Origin of the sequence: Patulibacter medicamentivorans (assembly GCF_000240225.1) — a bacterium.
In the GTDB taxonomy this organism is placed as follows: domain Bacteria; phylum Actinomycetota; class Thermoleophilia; order Solirubrobacterales; family Solirubrobacteraceae; genus Patulibacter; species Patulibacter medicamentivorans.
This window is the reverse complement of record NZ_AGUD01000310.1, coordinates 1-14994: the sequence shown is the minus strand read 5'-3', so window position 1 is coordinate 14994 and position 14994 is coordinate 1. Positions and strand designations below refer to the sequence as shown.

The 14994-nt window shown below is 74.2% G+C and carries 10 protein-coding genes; 6 read left to right on the top strand and 4 right to left on the bottom strand.

Features of this window, described 5'->3' with window-relative positions:
* Nucleotides 1–965 (bottom strand): alpha/beta fold hydrolase (locus PAI11_RS22495; protein WP_081488600.1); only part of this gene is annotated, 965 nt, incomplete at its 3' end.
* A 370-nt stretch (nucleotides 966–1335) separates the two neighbouring features.
* Here PAI11_RS22495 and PAI11_RS22490 point away from each other — a divergent pair.
* The 4 genes from PAI11_RS22490 to PAI11_RS22475 are packed head-to-tail and all read left to right on the top strand — an operon-like array spanning nucleotide 1336 to nucleotide 9691.
* Nucleotides 1336–2937 (top strand): MFS transporter, encoded by a 1602-nt coding sequence (locus tag PAI11_RS22490; protein WP_040601434.1) that lies wholly within the window; start codon nucleotides 1336–1338, stop codon nucleotides 2935–2937.
* Between the two features lie 37 nt (nucleotides 2938–2974).
* Nucleotides 2975–5611: an FAD-dependent oxidoreductase gene (locus tag PAI11_RS22485; RefSeq protein ID WP_007579072.1), complete on the top strand. Its 2637-nt coding sequence runs from the start codon at nucleotides 2975–2977 to the stop codon at nucleotides 5609–5611.
* Nucleotides 5604–6038, top strand: coding sequence for a Rieske 2Fe-2S domain-containing protein (locus tag PAI11_RS25085; protein ID WP_007579071.1), 435 nt, complete (start codon nucleotides 5604–5606; stop codon nucleotides 6036–6038). The genes PAI11_RS22485 and PAI11_RS25085 overlap by 8 nt, the downstream gene beginning before the upstream one ends.
* Complete coding sequence (locus PAI11_RS22475) at nucleotides 6035–9691, top strand: nitrate reductase (protein ID WP_007579069.1); 3657 nt, start codon at nucleotides 6035–6037, stop codon at nucleotides 9689–9691. Before PAI11_RS25085 ends, PAI11_RS22475 begins: the two co-directional genes overlap by 4 nt.
* Nucleotides 9692–9730: 39 nt before the next feature.
* Here PAI11_RS22475 and PAI11_RS22470 read toward each other — a convergent pair whose 3' ends face one another.
* Entirely contained in the window at nucleotides 9731–11086 is a 1356-nt protein-coding gene (locus tag PAI11_RS22470) for a lipase family protein (protein WP_007579066.1), read from the bottom strand.
* Nucleotides 11087–11301: 215 nt separating this feature from the next.
* On the bottom strand, nucleotides 11302–13395 hold the full coding sequence (locus PAI11_RS27940) for a PKD domain-containing protein (protein WP_040601433.1): 2094 nt from the start codon (nucleotides 13393–13395) through the stop codon (nucleotides 11302–11304).
* Between the two features lie 123 nt (nucleotides 13396–13518).
* Here PAI11_RS27940 and PAI11_RS25080 point away from each other — a divergent pair, with 123 nt between their 5' ends.
* Nucleotides 13519–13947 carry a Rieske (2Fe-2S) protein gene (locus PAI11_RS25080; RefSeq protein WP_007579060.1) on the top strand — a complete coding sequence of 143 codons (429 nt, stop codon included), beginning with the start codon at nucleotides 13519–13521 and terminating at the stop codon, nucleotides 13945–13947.
* Between the two features lie 158 nt (nucleotides 13948–14105).
* Nucleotides 14106–14492, top strand: a complete 387-nt coding sequence (locus tag PAI11_RS22455; protein ID WP_007579059.1) for a group I truncated hemoglobin — start codon at nucleotides 14106–14108, stop codon at nucleotides 14490–14492.
* A gap of 3 nt (nucleotides 14493–14495) precedes the next feature.
* On the opposite strand, the gene PAI11_RS22450 is transcribed toward PAI11_RS22455, so the two are convergent.
* Nucleotides 14496–14994: MogA/MoaB family molybdenum cofactor biosynthesis protein (locus tag PAI11_RS22450; protein ID WP_244406585.1), on the bottom strand; the 499-nt coding region annotated here is incomplete at its 5' end.

Below are 14994 nucleotides of genomic sequence, written 5' to 3'. Positions count from 1 at the left end.
CCCAGATCGGCACGGTCGAGGACACCGCGTCGACGGTCTACCTGCGCCCGGCCGGCGTTGGCCGCGATCGCGGCGACCAGCCGCGGCCACAGCCCCCGCGGCAGGTCGTGGCCCATGCCGGCCACCAGCAGCAGGTCGGCGTCCGGGATCGCGCGCGCGGTCGCGCGGCCGCCCGAGGGCGTCACCAGCCGGTCGGCGGTCCCGTGGACCACCAGCGTCGGCACCCGCAGCCGCGGCAGCGCCGCCCGCCGGCTGCCCGACGCGATGATCGCCCCGAGCTGGCGGGCCACGCCGGCCGGCTCGACCCCGCGATCCCAGTTGCGGCCGAGCATCGTGCGCAGCTCCTGCTCGCCGCCGGGGTACGCGGGCGAGGCGGTGCGGGCGCCGATCCGCATCCCCGAGGCGACGTAGCCGTCACGGTCGCGGGCCGGCTTGGACAACAGCAGCGGCAGCAGCCCCGCGCTCGGCTGGCCGTCGCGGCGGCTGCCGGTGTTGCTCATGATCGAGACCAGCGAGTGGACGCGCTCGGGCCGGCGGATCGCGATCGTCTGGGCGATCATGCCGCCCATCGATGCGCCGACCACGTGCGCGCGACCGATCCCCAGGTGGTCGAGCACCCCGATCGCGTCGTCGGCCATCGTCTCGAGCGTGTAGGCCGGGGCCGCGACGCGCCGCAGCGCCAGCTCCCTCAGGATCGGCGTCGGAGCGCCGCGCAGGTGCGTCGAGCGGCCCGCGTCGCGGTTGTCGAACCGGACCACGTGGAAGCCGGCGGCGGCCAGCTGCGTGCAGAAGGCGGCCGGCCAGGCGATCATCTGGAAGCCGAGCCCCATCACCAGCAGCAGCGGCGGGTCCTCGGGATCGCCGAAGGTCGAGAAGCAGATCTCGACGTCGCCGACGGTGCAGAAGCGCTCCTCGGGCTCGTCGACCTCGGAGCCGGCCGGCGCGGTCGGTTCGCTCGTGGGCATGCCGCCGAGCCTAGATGGTCGTCGTGGCGGGCTGGAAGCGAGATCGGCATCCGCCACGAGCGCCGCCGCGCCGCCCGACCGGCGCTCTGTGACGGACGTCTCACGGCGCCCGACCGCGGCCCGACGGCCAGCCGAGCGCCGCGCCCGCATCGCCACGCCCGCCGGTCACGCGGGACGCGGCGCAAGCTTCGACAGCCGTCCAACGCCACCTGTCCAGCCGTCCAACAGCGCGGGGACAACGCCACCCCTGCGTTCTCTGCCAGTCGGCGCACGGGGGCCCTCGTATACGGGCCTACCGTCGAAGGCGTCGTTCCGGAGCGACCCGCACCGCCCCTCATCTCGGGCACCCCGACGACCGCGAGGACCACGCATGAGCGCGACCATCGAACAACCGACGATCCCCCAGAGCGAGCAGTCGCCGCCGGCCGTCCGGCGCCACTGGATCGACCACTGGGATCCGGACGACGAGCAGTTCTGGGAGTCGACCGGCAAGAAGATCGCCCGTAGGAACCTGGTCTTCTCGATCTTCGCCGAGCACATCGGCTTCTCGATCTGGGTCCTGTGGGCCGTGATCGCGATCAACCTCGCCAACGTCGGCATCACGATGTCGCTGTCGGAGCTGTTCTGGCTGACCGCGGTGCCGAACCTGGTGGGCTCGTTCCTGCGGATCCCCTACACCTTCGCCGTCCCGCGCTTCGGCGGGCGGATCTGGACGCTCTTCAGCGCCGCGCTGCTGCTGATCCCGTCGCTGCTGCTGGCGATCATCGTGCCGAGCGGCTGGCTCGCCGACCAGGCCCACGACACCCAGTTCTGGATCCTGCTGGCCGTCGCCGCGACCGCCGGCGTCGGCGGAGGCAACTTCTCCTCCTCGATGGCCAACATCTCGTTCTTCTACCCGGAGAAGCACAAGGGCAAGGCGCTCGGCCTGAACGCCGCCGGCGGCAACCTCGGCGTCGCCGTCTCGCAGCTGGTGGTGCCGCTGGTGATCATCATCGGCGTCCCGGCGGCGGCGGTGAAGGCCACCCAGCACGAGGTCCACCTGGCCTACGCGGGCCTGATGTGGCTGCCGCTGATCATCGTCGCGATGGTCGGCGCCTGGTTCTACATGGACAGCCTCAGCCAGGCGAAGTCCGACAAGCAGTCGTACGCGAAGGCGGCCAGGCAGCCGCACGCGTGGATCATGTCGATCCTCTACATCGGCACCTTCGGCTCGTTCATCGGCTACTCGTTCGCGCTGCCGCTGGTGATCAAGAACACCTTCCCGGAGTTCCTCGGCAAGCACCCGTTCATCGCCACCTACCTGGCCGGCCTGGGCTTCGTCGGCGCGCTGATCGGATCGATCGCCCGCCCGATCGGCGGCTGGCTCGCCGACCGGATCGGCGGCGCCAAGGTCACCCTCGCCTGCTTCCTCGGGATGGGCGCGTTCACCCTGCTGGCGATCGTCGGCGTGCAGCAGCACTCGTTCCCGCTGTTCTTCGGCGCCTTCTGCGCGATCTTCGCCCTCGCCGGCGCCGGCAACGGCTCGACCTACCGGATGATCCCGGCGATCTTCGCCACGCTCGGCAAGCGCGAGGGCGGCGACCTCGCGACCCGGCTGGACTTCAAGCGCCAGGCCGCGGCCGTGATCGGCATCGCCGGCGCGATCGGCGCCTTCGGCGGCTTCCTGATCCAGGTCGTCTTCCGCCAGGCCAGCCTCGGCGCCACCGTCGAGATGGGGAAGGCGACGAAGGCCGGCCAGGCCCTGATCGCCAAGGCGACCGAGGCCGGCGACAGCGCCGCGGCCGCAGCGGCCAAGGCCGACCTGGTCGCGACCAAGGCCCAGATCGCCGCCGCGCACAGCGACTGGTCGATCCCGGCGCTGTGGGTCTTCCTGGCCGCCTACGTCGTGATGGCCGGCATGACCTGGGCGTTCTACATGCGCCGCTCCTCCGTGAGCAGCCGCGTGCCGAGCGTGGCCGAAGCGTCGGTCTGACCCCCACGACCCTGCGACAGAGAGGCCCGGAACCGACATGACGACCTCCACCGACATCCTCGTCATCGGCGGCGGCATCGCTGGCCAGGCGGTCTGCGAGGCCCTGCGCGAGCGGGATCCCGAGCTGACCGTGACGATGGTCTGCGAGGAGCCGCGGCTGCCGTTCGACCGGGTCTCGCTGTCGCACCTGCTGGTCGACGGCAAGGACCCCGAGGCGCTGCAGCTGCGTCCGGAGACCTGGTACGCCGACCAGCGGGTGGCGACGATCGTCGGCGACCCGATCGCCGAGCTCGACCCCGACGCCGGGACTGCACGCCTGGCGTCGGGGGCCGAGGTCCGCTTCGGACGGGCGGTCCTCTGCACCGGCAGCGAGCCGCTGATGCCGCCGCTGCCGGGGATCGACCTGCCGGGCGTGATCCCCTTCCGCGGCCCCGAGGACTGCCAGACGATCCGCCGCGAGGCGGCCCGCGGGACCGAGGTCGCCGTGATCGGCGGCGGGCTGCTCGGCCTGGAGGCGGCCTACGGCGTCGCGTCGCAGGGCGCGTCGGTGACGGTCGTCCACCTGATGGACCGGCTGATGGAGCGCCAGCTCGACGACCCGGCCGCCGAGCTGCTGGAGCCGGCGCTGCGCGAGCTCGGCGTGACCGTGCTGCTGGAGCGCCAGACGCGGCTGATCCTCGGCCCCGACCGCGCCCGCGGCCTGCGCTTCGCCGACGGCGAGCAGCTGGCCTGCGGCCTGGTCGTGGTCGCGATCGGGATCCGCTCGCGGACCGACCTGGCCCGCTCCGCCGGCCTCGCCTGCGAGCGCGGGATCGTCGTCGACGACACGATGACGACGTCCCACCCCCGCGTGCTGGCCGTCGGCGAGTGCGCCCAGCACCGCGGCATGGTCTACGGGATCGTGGCCCCGATCCACGAGCAGGCGCAGGTCGCGGCCGAGACGCTGGTGGTGCTCGACGCCGCCGGGCCCGACATGGTCGTCGAGCACGGCGAGCTGCTGCGGGACGACGGCGACGCGGCGACCTCCGCCACCGCCGTAGCGACCGCCGGGCGCACGCTCTACGAGGGCTCGATCCTGTCGGCCAAGCTGAAGGTGATGGGCGTCGACCTGGTCTCGATCGGCGACGCCGACACCAGCGGCGCACCGGTCACGGCCGACGGCGGCCACGCCACCTCGGCCGCCGTCCACGACCGCGAGTCGGGGATCTACCGCAAGCTCGTCGTCCGCGACGGGACGCTCGTCGGCGCGATCCTGATGGGCGACACCCGCGGCCACGAGCTGCTGCTGGACGGGGTCAAGAACGCCCGCGAGGTGGCCGATCCGCTGGAGCTGCTGGCCGAGGCCTCGCAGGCCTCCCCCGCCGACCTGCCCGACAGCGCCCAGATCTGCAACTGCAACGGGGTCTGCAAGGGCGAGATCGTGCGAGCGATCGTCGACAACGACCTCGGCTCGACCCAGGAGGTCGTCTCGACCACCCGCGCCGGCGCCGGCTGCGGGTCGTGCAAGCCGACGGTGACCGAGCTACTGCGGGTCGTCCGCGGCGGCCAGGTCGAGGAGGCGACCTACCTCTGCCCGTGCCGCAAGCAGACCCGCGAGGACCTGGCCGCCGTCGCCCGCGAGCAGGGCTGCGAGTCGGTCTCCGAGCTGTCGGCCGCCTGCGGCGCCGGGCGCGACTGCGGCGCCTGCAAGCCGGGCCTCGCCTACCTGATCTCCGAGGTCAACTCGAACCAGCACCGCGAGGAGCGCCACGCGCGGTTCATCAACGACCGCGTCCACGGCAACATCCAGAAGGACGGCACCTTCTCGGTCGTCCCGCGGATGCGCGGCGGCGTCACCACGCCGGCCGAGCTGCGCCGGATCGCCGACGTCGCCGAGAAGTTCGAGGTGCCCTGCGTCAAGGTCACCGGCGGCCAGCGGATCGACCTGCTGGGGATCAAGAAGGAGGACCTGCCGGCGGTCTGGGAGGCGCTCGACATGCCCTCCGGCTACGCCTACGCGAAGTCGGTCCGGACGGTCAAGACCTGCGTCGGCCAGGAGTTCTGTCGCTTCGGCCTGGGCGAGTCGATGAAGGCCGGGATCGAGCTCGAGGAGCTGATCGAGGGCCTCTACACCCCGCACAAGGTCAAGCTGGCGGTGTCCGGCTGCCCGCGCAACTGCGCCGAGTCGCTGATCAAGGACATCGGCATCGTCGCGATCGAGGGCGGCTGGGAGTGCTACGTCGGCGGCGGCGGCGCCGGCACGATCAAGAAGGGCGAGCTGCTGGCCAAGGTCGAGACCAAGGACGACGTCCTGCGCCTGGCCGTGATCTTCCTCCAGTACTACCGCGAGAACGGCGAGTACCTGGAGCGGACGATGCCGTTCGTCGAGCGGGTCGGCCTGGAGACGATCCAGGCGGCGGTCCTGGACGAGGAGTCCGGCGAGCCGGCGGCGCTGCTGGAGCGGTTCCGGATCGCCAAGGCCGCCTGCGACCCCGACCCGTGGAAGGAGCGGCGAGCGCCGCTGCACCCGAAGCAGTTCGCCGAGCTCGACAGCGAGGCGGCGCCGATCGGCCCGCCCGAGGGCGGCGAGGTCGAGGCCGAGCGGGCCGCCGCCACGGCGACCGCGCTGCGTCACCCCGCCCTGGCCGTCACCCACGTCAGCGGCCGTTCGGCCGAGGAGTCCCCCGATGCATGACACGCTGAGCCGGACCGCCGTCCCCGAGACCGCCGACGCGACCGGTCCCGAGCTGCTCGAGGCCGGCTTCCGGCTGGTCGGGGCCGCCAGCGACGTGCCGATGCTCGAGGGCCGCCGCGCGACCGTCGACGGCCAGCGGGTGGCCGTCTTCCGGCTGCCCGCGGGCTTCGCGGCGATCGACGCCCACTGCCCCCATCGCGCCGGACCGCTCTACGACGGCCTGGTCGCCGACGGCTGCGTGACCTGCCCGCTCCACAACTGGCGGATCGACCTGGCCAGCGGCCGGGTCGCCGGCCAGGAGCAGGTCGTCGGCGTCCACGAGGTGATCGAGCGCGCGGGCCAGCTGTACGTGCGGCTCGGCGCCTCGGCCTGCGATCGCGGAGGCGACTGCGACCACGCCGGCGAGCCGGCGGCGGGAGCCGCGTGAGCGGCACCGGGCACGGCGAGCGGGTCGTCCGCACTGGCTGCCCCTACTGCGGCGTCGGCTGCGGCCTGAAGGCGACGGTCTCCGAGGGCCGGCTGCTGGCCGTCGAGGGCGACCCCGACCACCCCGTCAACCGCGGCCGCACCTGCGCCAAGCCGCTGGCGCTGCCGTCGTCGGTCCACGCCCGCGATCGCGCGTCGACCCCGATGCGGCGCGAGCACCGGGACGGGCCGTGGTCGGCGATCGGCTGGGACGACGCGATCGGCTGGGCGGCCGGGCGCCTGCGCCGGATCATCGACGAGCACGGGCCGCAGGCGGTCGCGTTCTACGTCTCCGGCCAGCTGCTGACCGAGGACTACTACGCGGTCAACAAGCTCGCCAAGGGCTTCATCGGCACCAACACCGTCGACTCCAACTCGCGGCTCTGCATGAGCTCGGCGGTCGCGGGCTACAAGGCGACCTTCGGCAGCGACGGCCCGCCGCCCAGCTACGACGACCTCGACCACGCGGACTGCATCCTGCTGCTGGGGTCGAACGCCGCGGCCTGCCATCCGATCGTCTGGCAGCGGATCCGCCAGCGGCGCTCGTCCGGTGGCGAGGAGCCGTTCCTGATCGTCGTCGACCCGCGCACGACCACGACCGCCGAGGCCGCCGACCTGCACCTGCCGGTCCGCCCCGGCGGCGACGTCCCGCTGCTGCTCGGGATGCTGCACGTGATCGAGCGCGACGGGCTGCTCGACGACGCGTTCCTGGCCGACCACACCGAGGGCTGGGGCGATCTGCGCGAGCAGGTCGGCGAGTGGCCGCCGGAGCGCGCCGCCCGCGCCAGCGGCGTCGACGAGGCGCTGCTGACCGAGGCCGCGCACCGCTTCGCCGGGGCCGGCGCCGCGATGGCCCTGTGGACGATGGGCGCCAACCAGTCGACGGTCGGCACCGACAAGAACCGCGCCCTGCACGCGCTCTGCCTGGCGACCGGCCAGATCGGCCGGCCGGGCGCGGGCCCGCTGTCGCTGACCGGCCAGCCGAACGCGATGGGCGGCCGCGAGGTCGGCGGCCTGGCCTCGCTGCTGCCGGGCTACCGCGACGCTCGCGTGGCCGAGGACCGGGCCGCCGTCGAGGCGCACTGGGACCTGCCGGACTCCGCCGCCGGGATCAGCGACGAGCCCGGGCTCGTCGCCACCGACCTGATCGACGCGCTCGACGCCGGCACGATCAAGGCCGTCTGGGTGATCGCGACCAACCCGGCGGTCAGCCTGCCCGACAGCGCCAAGGCGCAGGCGGCGCTGGCCAAGGCCGAGCTGCTGGTGGTCCAGGACGCCTTCCACCCGACCGAGACCAGCCACCTGGCCGACCTGGTCCTGCCGGCGGCCGCGTGGCCCGAGAAGACCGGCACGATGACCAGCAGCGAGCGGCGCGTGACCCTGATCCGCCAGGCGCTGCCGCCGCACGGCGAGGCCCTGCCGGACTGGCAGATCATCGCCCGGCTCGGCCGCGCGATGGGCTGGGAGCGCGAGTTCGCCTGGCCGGACGCGGCCGCCGTCCACGCCGAGTTCGTCGGCCTGACCGCCGGGCGGGTCTGCGACCAGAGCGGGATCACCCACGGCCGCCTGGGGCGGCTCGGCGGCAGCATCCAGTGGCCGTACTCGGCGGCCGACGACGAGCGGACGCTCGACGCCCTCGCCCGCGACGGATCGCGACCGGACGCGGTCGCGGGACAGCCCTTCGGCGGCGGCCGGCTCTACCCGGAGCACCGCTTCGCGACGCCGTCCGGTCGGGCGCGGCTGGGGCGGCTCGACACCGGCGGCGTCTTCGAGGACCCCGACGAGGACCATCCGCTACTGCTGACGACCGGCCGCGTCGGCGGGCAGTGGCACACGATGACCCGCACCGGCAAGGCGCCGGAGCTGCTGGCGGCCGACCCCGAGCCGTTCGTCGAGCTGCACCCCGTCGACGCCGAGCGCTCCGGCGTGACCGACGGCGAGCGGGTGCGGCTGGTCTCGCGTCGCGGCAGCGCGATCGTCCGCGCGCGGCTGGCCGTGACCGCCGACGGCGCGCCGCGGATCGCGCCGGGCGTCGCGTTCGCCCCGTTCCACTGGGGCGCGCTGCACGCGGCGCCGGGCGCCGGCCAGCTGAACGACCTCAGCCACGACGCGACCGATCCGGTCTCGCGCCAGCCGGAGCTGAAGGCGATGGCGGTCCGGGTCGAGCCGCTGGTCGCCGCCACCCTCCGCGCCGGCCGCCGCGAGCGCGAGCGGCTGGTCGTGATCGGCGGCGGGATGGCCGCGGTCGCCGTGCTCGAGGCCGCCTTCGCGCACCGCGACTCCTCGACCTGGCAGACGACGGTGCTCTGCGGCGAGGACGACCCGCCCTACGACCGGGTGCGGATCTCGACGCTCGTGCGGCCCGACGCCGTCGACGACGTCGACCTGCGGCCGGCCGAGTGGTACGCCGCCCACGACGTCGACCTGCGGCTCGGCGCCTGGGTCAAGCGGCTCGACACCGACGCCCGCGAGGTGCTCCTGAAGAGCGGTGAGCGGATCCCCTACGACAAGGCCGTGATCGCGACCGGGTCGAAGCCGGCGATGCCGCCGATCCTCGGCCTCGACCTGCCGGGCGTGGTCCCGTTCCGGACCCGCGCCGACGCCGCCCGGCTGAGCTCGACCGTCCGCCAGGGCGCGATGGTGACCGTGATCGGCGGCGGGTTGCTGGGCCTGGAGGCCGCCGCCGGCCTGGCCGCCCACGGCGCCTCGGTCACGATCGTGCACCTCGGCGACCGGCTGATGGAGCGCCAGCTGGACCGCGGCGCCGCCCGGCTGCTGGAGCGCCGGATCCGCGATCTCGGGATCCAGCTGCTCTTCAGCCAGCAGACCGAGCGGATCGTCGGCAACGCGGCCGTCAGCGGCGTGCGGTTCGCCGACGGCGACGAGCTGGCCAGCGACCTGGTGGTGATGGCGACCGGCATCCGGCCCGAGATCGGCGTCGGCCTGCGGTCGGGGCTGACCTGCGACCACGCGATCGTGGTCGACGACGAGCTGCGGACCAGCGCGCCGGGGGTCTGGGCGGTCGGCGAGTGCGCCCAGCACCGCGGAATCGTCTACGGCCTGTGGCCGCCGATCGCCGCCCAGGCGCGGACCGCGGGCGCCACGCTCGCCGGCGTGCCGTCCGGCTACCAGGGGAGCCCGCTGGCGACGACCCTCAAGATCGTCGGCATCGACCTCTTCGCCTGCGGCCAGCCGTGGTCCAACACCGACGACGACGACGTCGACGAGCTGATGTCGATCGACACGCGCAACGGCATCTACCGCCGCCTGGCCCTGCGCGACGGCCGCCTGGCCGGGGCGGTGCTGCTCGGCGACCTCGAGATGGCGGGGCCGCTGACCGAGCTGGCCGACGGCAGCGCCCCGGTCCCCGACGAGCTGCTGGATGCGCTCGTCGGCGGGGCCGGGGAGCCGCTGCCGGTCCCCGACGAGCAGCTGATCTGCGCCTGCAACCAGGTCCGGGCCGGGGCGATCCGCGGCGCGGTCGACGACGGTGCCGACAGCGTCGCCGCGATCCGCGAGCGGACCGGCGCGTCGGGCGGCTGCGGCGGCTGCGCGAGCCGGGTCGGGGCGCTGCTGGAGGCGCGCCAGCGGGACGCGGTGGCAGCAGCCGGCTGAGGCGGGCGGGCGGACCGGACGTCCACCCGCCCGCGGCCGTCAGGGCGCGGCCGGCGCGGCGATCGGGTCGAGCGGGTTGCCCGGCTTGATCGTCGCGCAGTTCTGCGGCGCGGCGCGGCCGTCGAAGCGCTGCATCATCCAGTTCGTCGCCTCGGGCAGCCACATCACCATCGCCGTGAAGTGGCTGAGGACGTCGTACTGCTGGTACTCGACCTTGACGCCCTTGGCGCAGTACTGGCGCGCCAGGCTGCGGACGTCGCCGGTGATCATCACGCCGTCGCCGGCGCCGATCCCGGGCTTGTCGCTGCTGGTGCCCTCGAAGTCGCCGTTCGCCGCCTGGCCGACGAAGAGCGGCGTGGTCGGGGTCCCGCCCGTGCCCATGATCAGCTTGTTGACGGTCTCGACGTAGATCGGGATCGATTCCGGCGTCGCGTACTCGGGCTTCGCCATCTGCTTCCACGTCAGGCCGGGGTACTGGCCCAGGACGTTGATGATCGAGGCGTCCTTCAGCTTCTCGTAGATCCGCCGGCCCTGGTCGTTGAGGTACTGGCTGAGGTCGATCTGGAACCCGCGGGCGATCCCGACGACGGCCATCGGCAGCACGCCGGCCCAGACCTGGCTGCCCTCGACGTAGTGGAGGTTGTGGGCCGGGTGGACGAGCACGCCGCCCATCGCCGCCCCGACCAGCCGGCGATCGACGTCGGGCGCGTAGGACGGCGCCAGCTCGGACGCCCACTCGGTCGCGATCGCGCCGCCGGAGTAGCCGAACAGGCCGACCTTGGCGTCGCTGGCGAGCCCGGTCGCCGGCGAGGCGAACGCCGCCCGGACGCCGTCGAGCGTGTGCTTGCCGTACTCGGGCCCGGCGGCGAAGTTGGCCGTCTGCCCCTCGGTGTCGGGGATCGCGACGCTGTAGCCGGCGAACAGGAACGGGGCGATCATCGGGGTCTCGACCGCCGGGATCGCGCCGCCGAGCGTGAGCCCGCCGGCGATCGCGTGCGACGGCTGGTCGTTGGGGCTCAGCGAGTCGTAGAAGGACTGGTAGGAGAGCAGCCGCCGCGAGGCCGAGCCGCCGACGCCGCGGACGATCGACGTCACGTCGGCCGTCGGCTGCCCGATCTGGCCGGTCGAGCGGTAGAGCAGCTGGACCGCCTTCAGCGGCAGCGGCAGGCCGAGCACGTGGTAGGGCACGGTGCGGGTCTTGAGCACCGTTCCCGGAGCGATGTCGGCCAGCGGCGTCGTGCCCGTGTAGCGGTAGAACGGGTCCTGGGCGGGCGGGGGCACGCTCGCCCGCGCGCCGCCGGGGGCGACGGCCAGCAGCGCGGCCAGCGCCACGAGCACCAGCGCCGCGACCGCGCGAGCGCGACCGATCGACGGGAATCCTGCGTTCAGCACCACGTTCGCTCCTCCTGGGGGGGCGCCGCGAACCGACCGGTCCGCGACGGCGTACAGCGGCACCGTAGCCGTCGATACCGCCGGTAGCAACTTCCCCGATCGGGGCTCGAACGAACGTCGAATCCACGGCGCCCCCGGCCTGGACGCCGGCATCGGCCGGATGTCCAGATCGTGGGGCAGGAAGGCGGGGCGGCGGGCGGGCGGCCCGACCGCGCCGATCAGCGAACGATGGTGAAGGGAAGCGCCGCGGTCGCCGACATCGCGCCGTCGGCGACGGCGCTCGCGCGCAACAGGTAGCGGCCCGGCTGCAGGGCCTTCGCCCCGAGCCTGCCCCTGAACCTGCGCTCGTTGCGCCCCGGCCTGCCCGCGAACGAGGACGAGCCGACGAGGACGCTGCGGGTGCAGCTCGGCCGGCTGCGGTTCGCAGCCGTCGGCTTGGCGCAACCCCCCTTTGCACCTCGACGGCCCTGCGCCCGCCTGACGAACTCGAACCGAACCGTGGCGGCGCGATCGAGCGTGAACCGCAACGTCGTTCCGACCGGCAGCCGTCGCCCATGGCGGGCGGCCCGCAGACGCCACCGGGAGGCCGACTGGCGCAGGCCGGTCAGCTGCGGCGGAGCGGCGCTCGGCGCCTTCGGCCCGGGCGCGTCCGGTCCCGGCTTCGGGCCGTCGATCGGCGGGCACCGCAGCGGACACCCGTCAGGAGCCGGCGCGATGACGATCGTCCGTGTCACGGTCGCCGACCGATTGCCCGCGGCGTCGACGCCGCCGACGGTCACCGTCCGCTCCCCCGGAGAGGAGTAGGTGTGGCTCGCCGCGTCGCCGGTCGCCGTCGTGCCGTCGCCGAAGTCCCAGGTCGTAGTCACCGCCGACCACATGTCGAAGGGGCTCACCGACATGTTCACGGGCTGTCCCGCGACCCCCGTCGACGGGACCGACGGATCGCCCAGCAGCGGGCTCGTGCCGTCGGCCGCAGCCGCCATCACGACCGGCGCCGACATGCCTCCGCCCGTCGGTGCCGTCCAGACCGCGATCGCGTTCCCCAGGCCGTCCACCGCCACCTGCGGCCCGCTGTCCTGCAACGAGTAGTCCGGGCCGTAGCCATCCGCTTCGTGGACGTCGACCGGGGCGCTCCAGGCCCCACCGGCGGGGTGGCTCGCCGCGCGCACGGAGCCGAGACCGTCGGGGCCCTCCCAGATCGCGGTCGCGTCGCCCCTGGCGTCGAACGCCACCTGCGGTCCGTAGCCGTAGCCGAAGCTGACCGAACGGGCCCACCCTCCGCTGGCCGAGCGACTCCTCGTCCGAACCTCGTGCTGGTCGTCGACCCAGATCGCAAGCGCGTTGCCCTCGGCGTCGACGGCTACGCCCAGACCGGTGAAGCTCACCCGTCCCACGGACCTGGACCCGCCGATCGTGATCGGGGTGCCCCACGCCGCGTCGGCCGGACGGCTTGCCGTCCGCACGACGGGATCGCTGAGCGGTGCATCCGACCGCCAGACGGCGGTGGCGCTCCCGTGCCCGTCCACGACGACCTGCGGGTCGTAGGCGCGCTCGCCGGCATCGGAGACCCCGACCGGCTCGCTCCAGGCTCCGCGGACCGGTCGCGCCGCCGTCCGGAGGATCCCGTTGGACAACCAGACCGCCGTGGCGTTCCCCTGCTCGTCGCGTGCGACGTCCGGACGGCCCGACGTCTGATCGTCACCGGAGATGTCGACCGGATCGCCCCATTCGCCATCCCGTCGGTCCGCCGCCTGCACCACGACGTCGTCACCGACCTCTCGGTTCCAGACGACGCTGGCGTCCCCCTGCTCGTCGACCGCCAGCTGCGGCCAACGCAGGGAGTCCTCCCCGTCACGCGGCAGCGTCGCGATGACGTCGCCTTGCGGCGCCCACTGCCCGTCGACGGGCCGGCTCGCGGTCCGCAACGTGACCCTCGTGGCGCCGGTCTGCGACCAGACGGCGGTCACGTTGCCGCGCCCGTCGATCCCGAGCTGAAGGCCATGCGCCTCCTGGCCGATCGGAGACAGGGCGGTCGGGGCGCTCCACGATCCGCCGGCCGGCCGGCTCGCTGCCTCGACGATGAAGTCCGTCTCCCCGAACCCCCTGCCCGGCGCTTCGCGAATCCAGGCCACGGTCGCGTCGCCCTGTCGGTCGACCACCACGCGCGGCCACAGGCCGTTGCCACCGCTGCCCGCCGCTGAGAGGGTCGTCGGCGCGAGCCACGTCGGGGCCGCCGACGCGCTGCCGACGCCACCGGCCACGAGGCCGGCCGTGGCGAGCGCGATGAGAGATGGTCGGCCGAACGCCTGCATACACAAACCACTCTATTGCCTCGACTACCGAGCCCCGGGACCCGCCGTAGGGATCAGCGGGCACCGATTGCTACATCGGGCCAACATCATCGGTGGCCCGTCCGCCTACCCTGGACGGGAAGGATGCACGACACGCTGACGCCGATTCCCGAAGCCCCGCGCACGATCGAGATGCGCGACGGGCACGACCTGGCGCCCGGTGCCGGCGCGCCGCTGCTGCACGACGGCTACCGGATCGTCGGGGCCGCCGCCGACGTCCCGCCGATGGAGGGGCGGCGCACGATCTTCGCCGGCCGGCCCGTGTCGGTGTACCGGCTGCGGGGCGGCTTCGCGGCGATCGAGGCCGCCTGCCCCCACCCACACAGCCCCGACTACGCCGGCCTGGTCGCCGATCGCCACGCGGTCTGCCCGGTCCACGGCTGGCACGTCGACCTGGACAGCGGCGCCACCGCCGGGGCGGTCACCGAGCCCGGCGGCGTCGTCGCCGTCCACGACGTGGCCGAGAAGGACGGGCTGCTGTACCTGCGGCTGTCCTCGGCGCACCGCGAGTAGCGCCGGCCGCCTGCCAGCGCGGCCACCCCGCGCTGGACGATCGGCCATGTCCGCGGCGGCGGGCGCCCGCGGCCCAAGCATGGACAGCGGGCCGCGCGGCGGCGGGCCCAGCGGCCCTAGCGTCCGTGGCCCGTTCCCGCCGTCCGACTGGAGCCCAGATGCCAGATCACCCCACGCTGTTCGAGCAGATCGGCGGTGCCCCCGCCGTCGCCGCCGCGGTCGACCGCTTCTACGAGCTCGTGTGGGCCGACGAGCTGCTCGCGCCCTACTTCACCGAGGTCGACGGCGACCAGCTCAAGCGCCACCAGCGGGCGTTCCTGTCGGTCGCCCTGGGCGGCAACGTCAACGCCTACGTCGGCCGGGCGATGGATCGCGCGCACGCCGGGCTCGGGATCACCGACGAGGCGTTCGACCGCGTGGTCGGCCACCTCGTCGCGACGTTGCAGGAGCTGCGGGTCGGGGCCGAGCAGGTCGCCCAGATCGGCGCCGCGCTGGCGCCGCTGCGGGACGCGATCGTCGAGCGGCCCGCGGAGCGCGCGGCCTGACGCTCAGCGCCGCAGCAGCCGGATCGCGTGGGTCAGGATCGGCCCGAGCACCGGCTCGGCCTCGGCCGCGGCCCTCGGCGTCCCGGGCAGGTTGACCACCAGCGTGCGGCCGCGGATCGCGGCGACCCCGCGCGAGAGCGGCCAGGCGTGGGTGTGCTCGCGCGAGGCCAGGCGCAGCGCCTCGGCGATCCCCGGCGCGATCCGCTCGCAGGCGTCGAGGGTCGCCTCGGGCGTCACGTCGTCGACGGTCATGCCGGTGCCGCCCGCGGTCAGGACCAGGTCGACCGCCGCCTCGTCGGCGAACGCCACCAGCCGGGCGGCGATCGCGGCCCGGTCGTCGGGGACCCGCTCGGCGACGGCGACCTCGGCCCCGAGCGCCGCGGCGAGCGCCCGCAGCGCCAGCGTCCCCGGGTCGTCGGGCGGATCGCCGGCGCGCGAGGTGCTGACGGTCAGCAGCGCCGCCCGCACCGGCGGGTCGAGCGGCTTCGGCGCGTCGCGCGGC

Coding starts and splice junctions, on each gene's coding strand:
- PAI11_RS22455 (WP_007579059.1), top strand. CDS start 14,106: ATGCCAGATCACCCCACGCTGTTCGAGCAGATCGGCGGTGCCCCCGCC.
- PAI11_RS22485 (WP_007579072.1), top strand. CDS start 2,975: ATGACGACCTCCACCGACATCCTCGTCATCGGCGGCGGCATCGCTGGC.
- PAI11_RS25085 (WP_007579071.1), top strand. CDS start 5,604: ATGCATGACACGCTGAGCCGGACCGCCGTCCCCGAGACCGCCGACGCG.
- PAI11_RS25080 (WP_007579060.1), top strand. CDS start 13,519: ATGCACGACACGCTGACGCCGATTCCCGAAGCCCCGCGCACGATCGAG.
- PAI11_RS27940 (WP_040601433.1), bottom strand. CDS start 13,395: ATGCAGGCGTTCGGCCGACCATCTCTCATCGCGCTCGCCACGGCCGGC.
- PAI11_RS22490 (WP_040601434.1), top strand. CDS start 1,336: ATGAGCGCGACCATCGAACAACCGACGATCCCCCAGAGCGAGCAGTCG.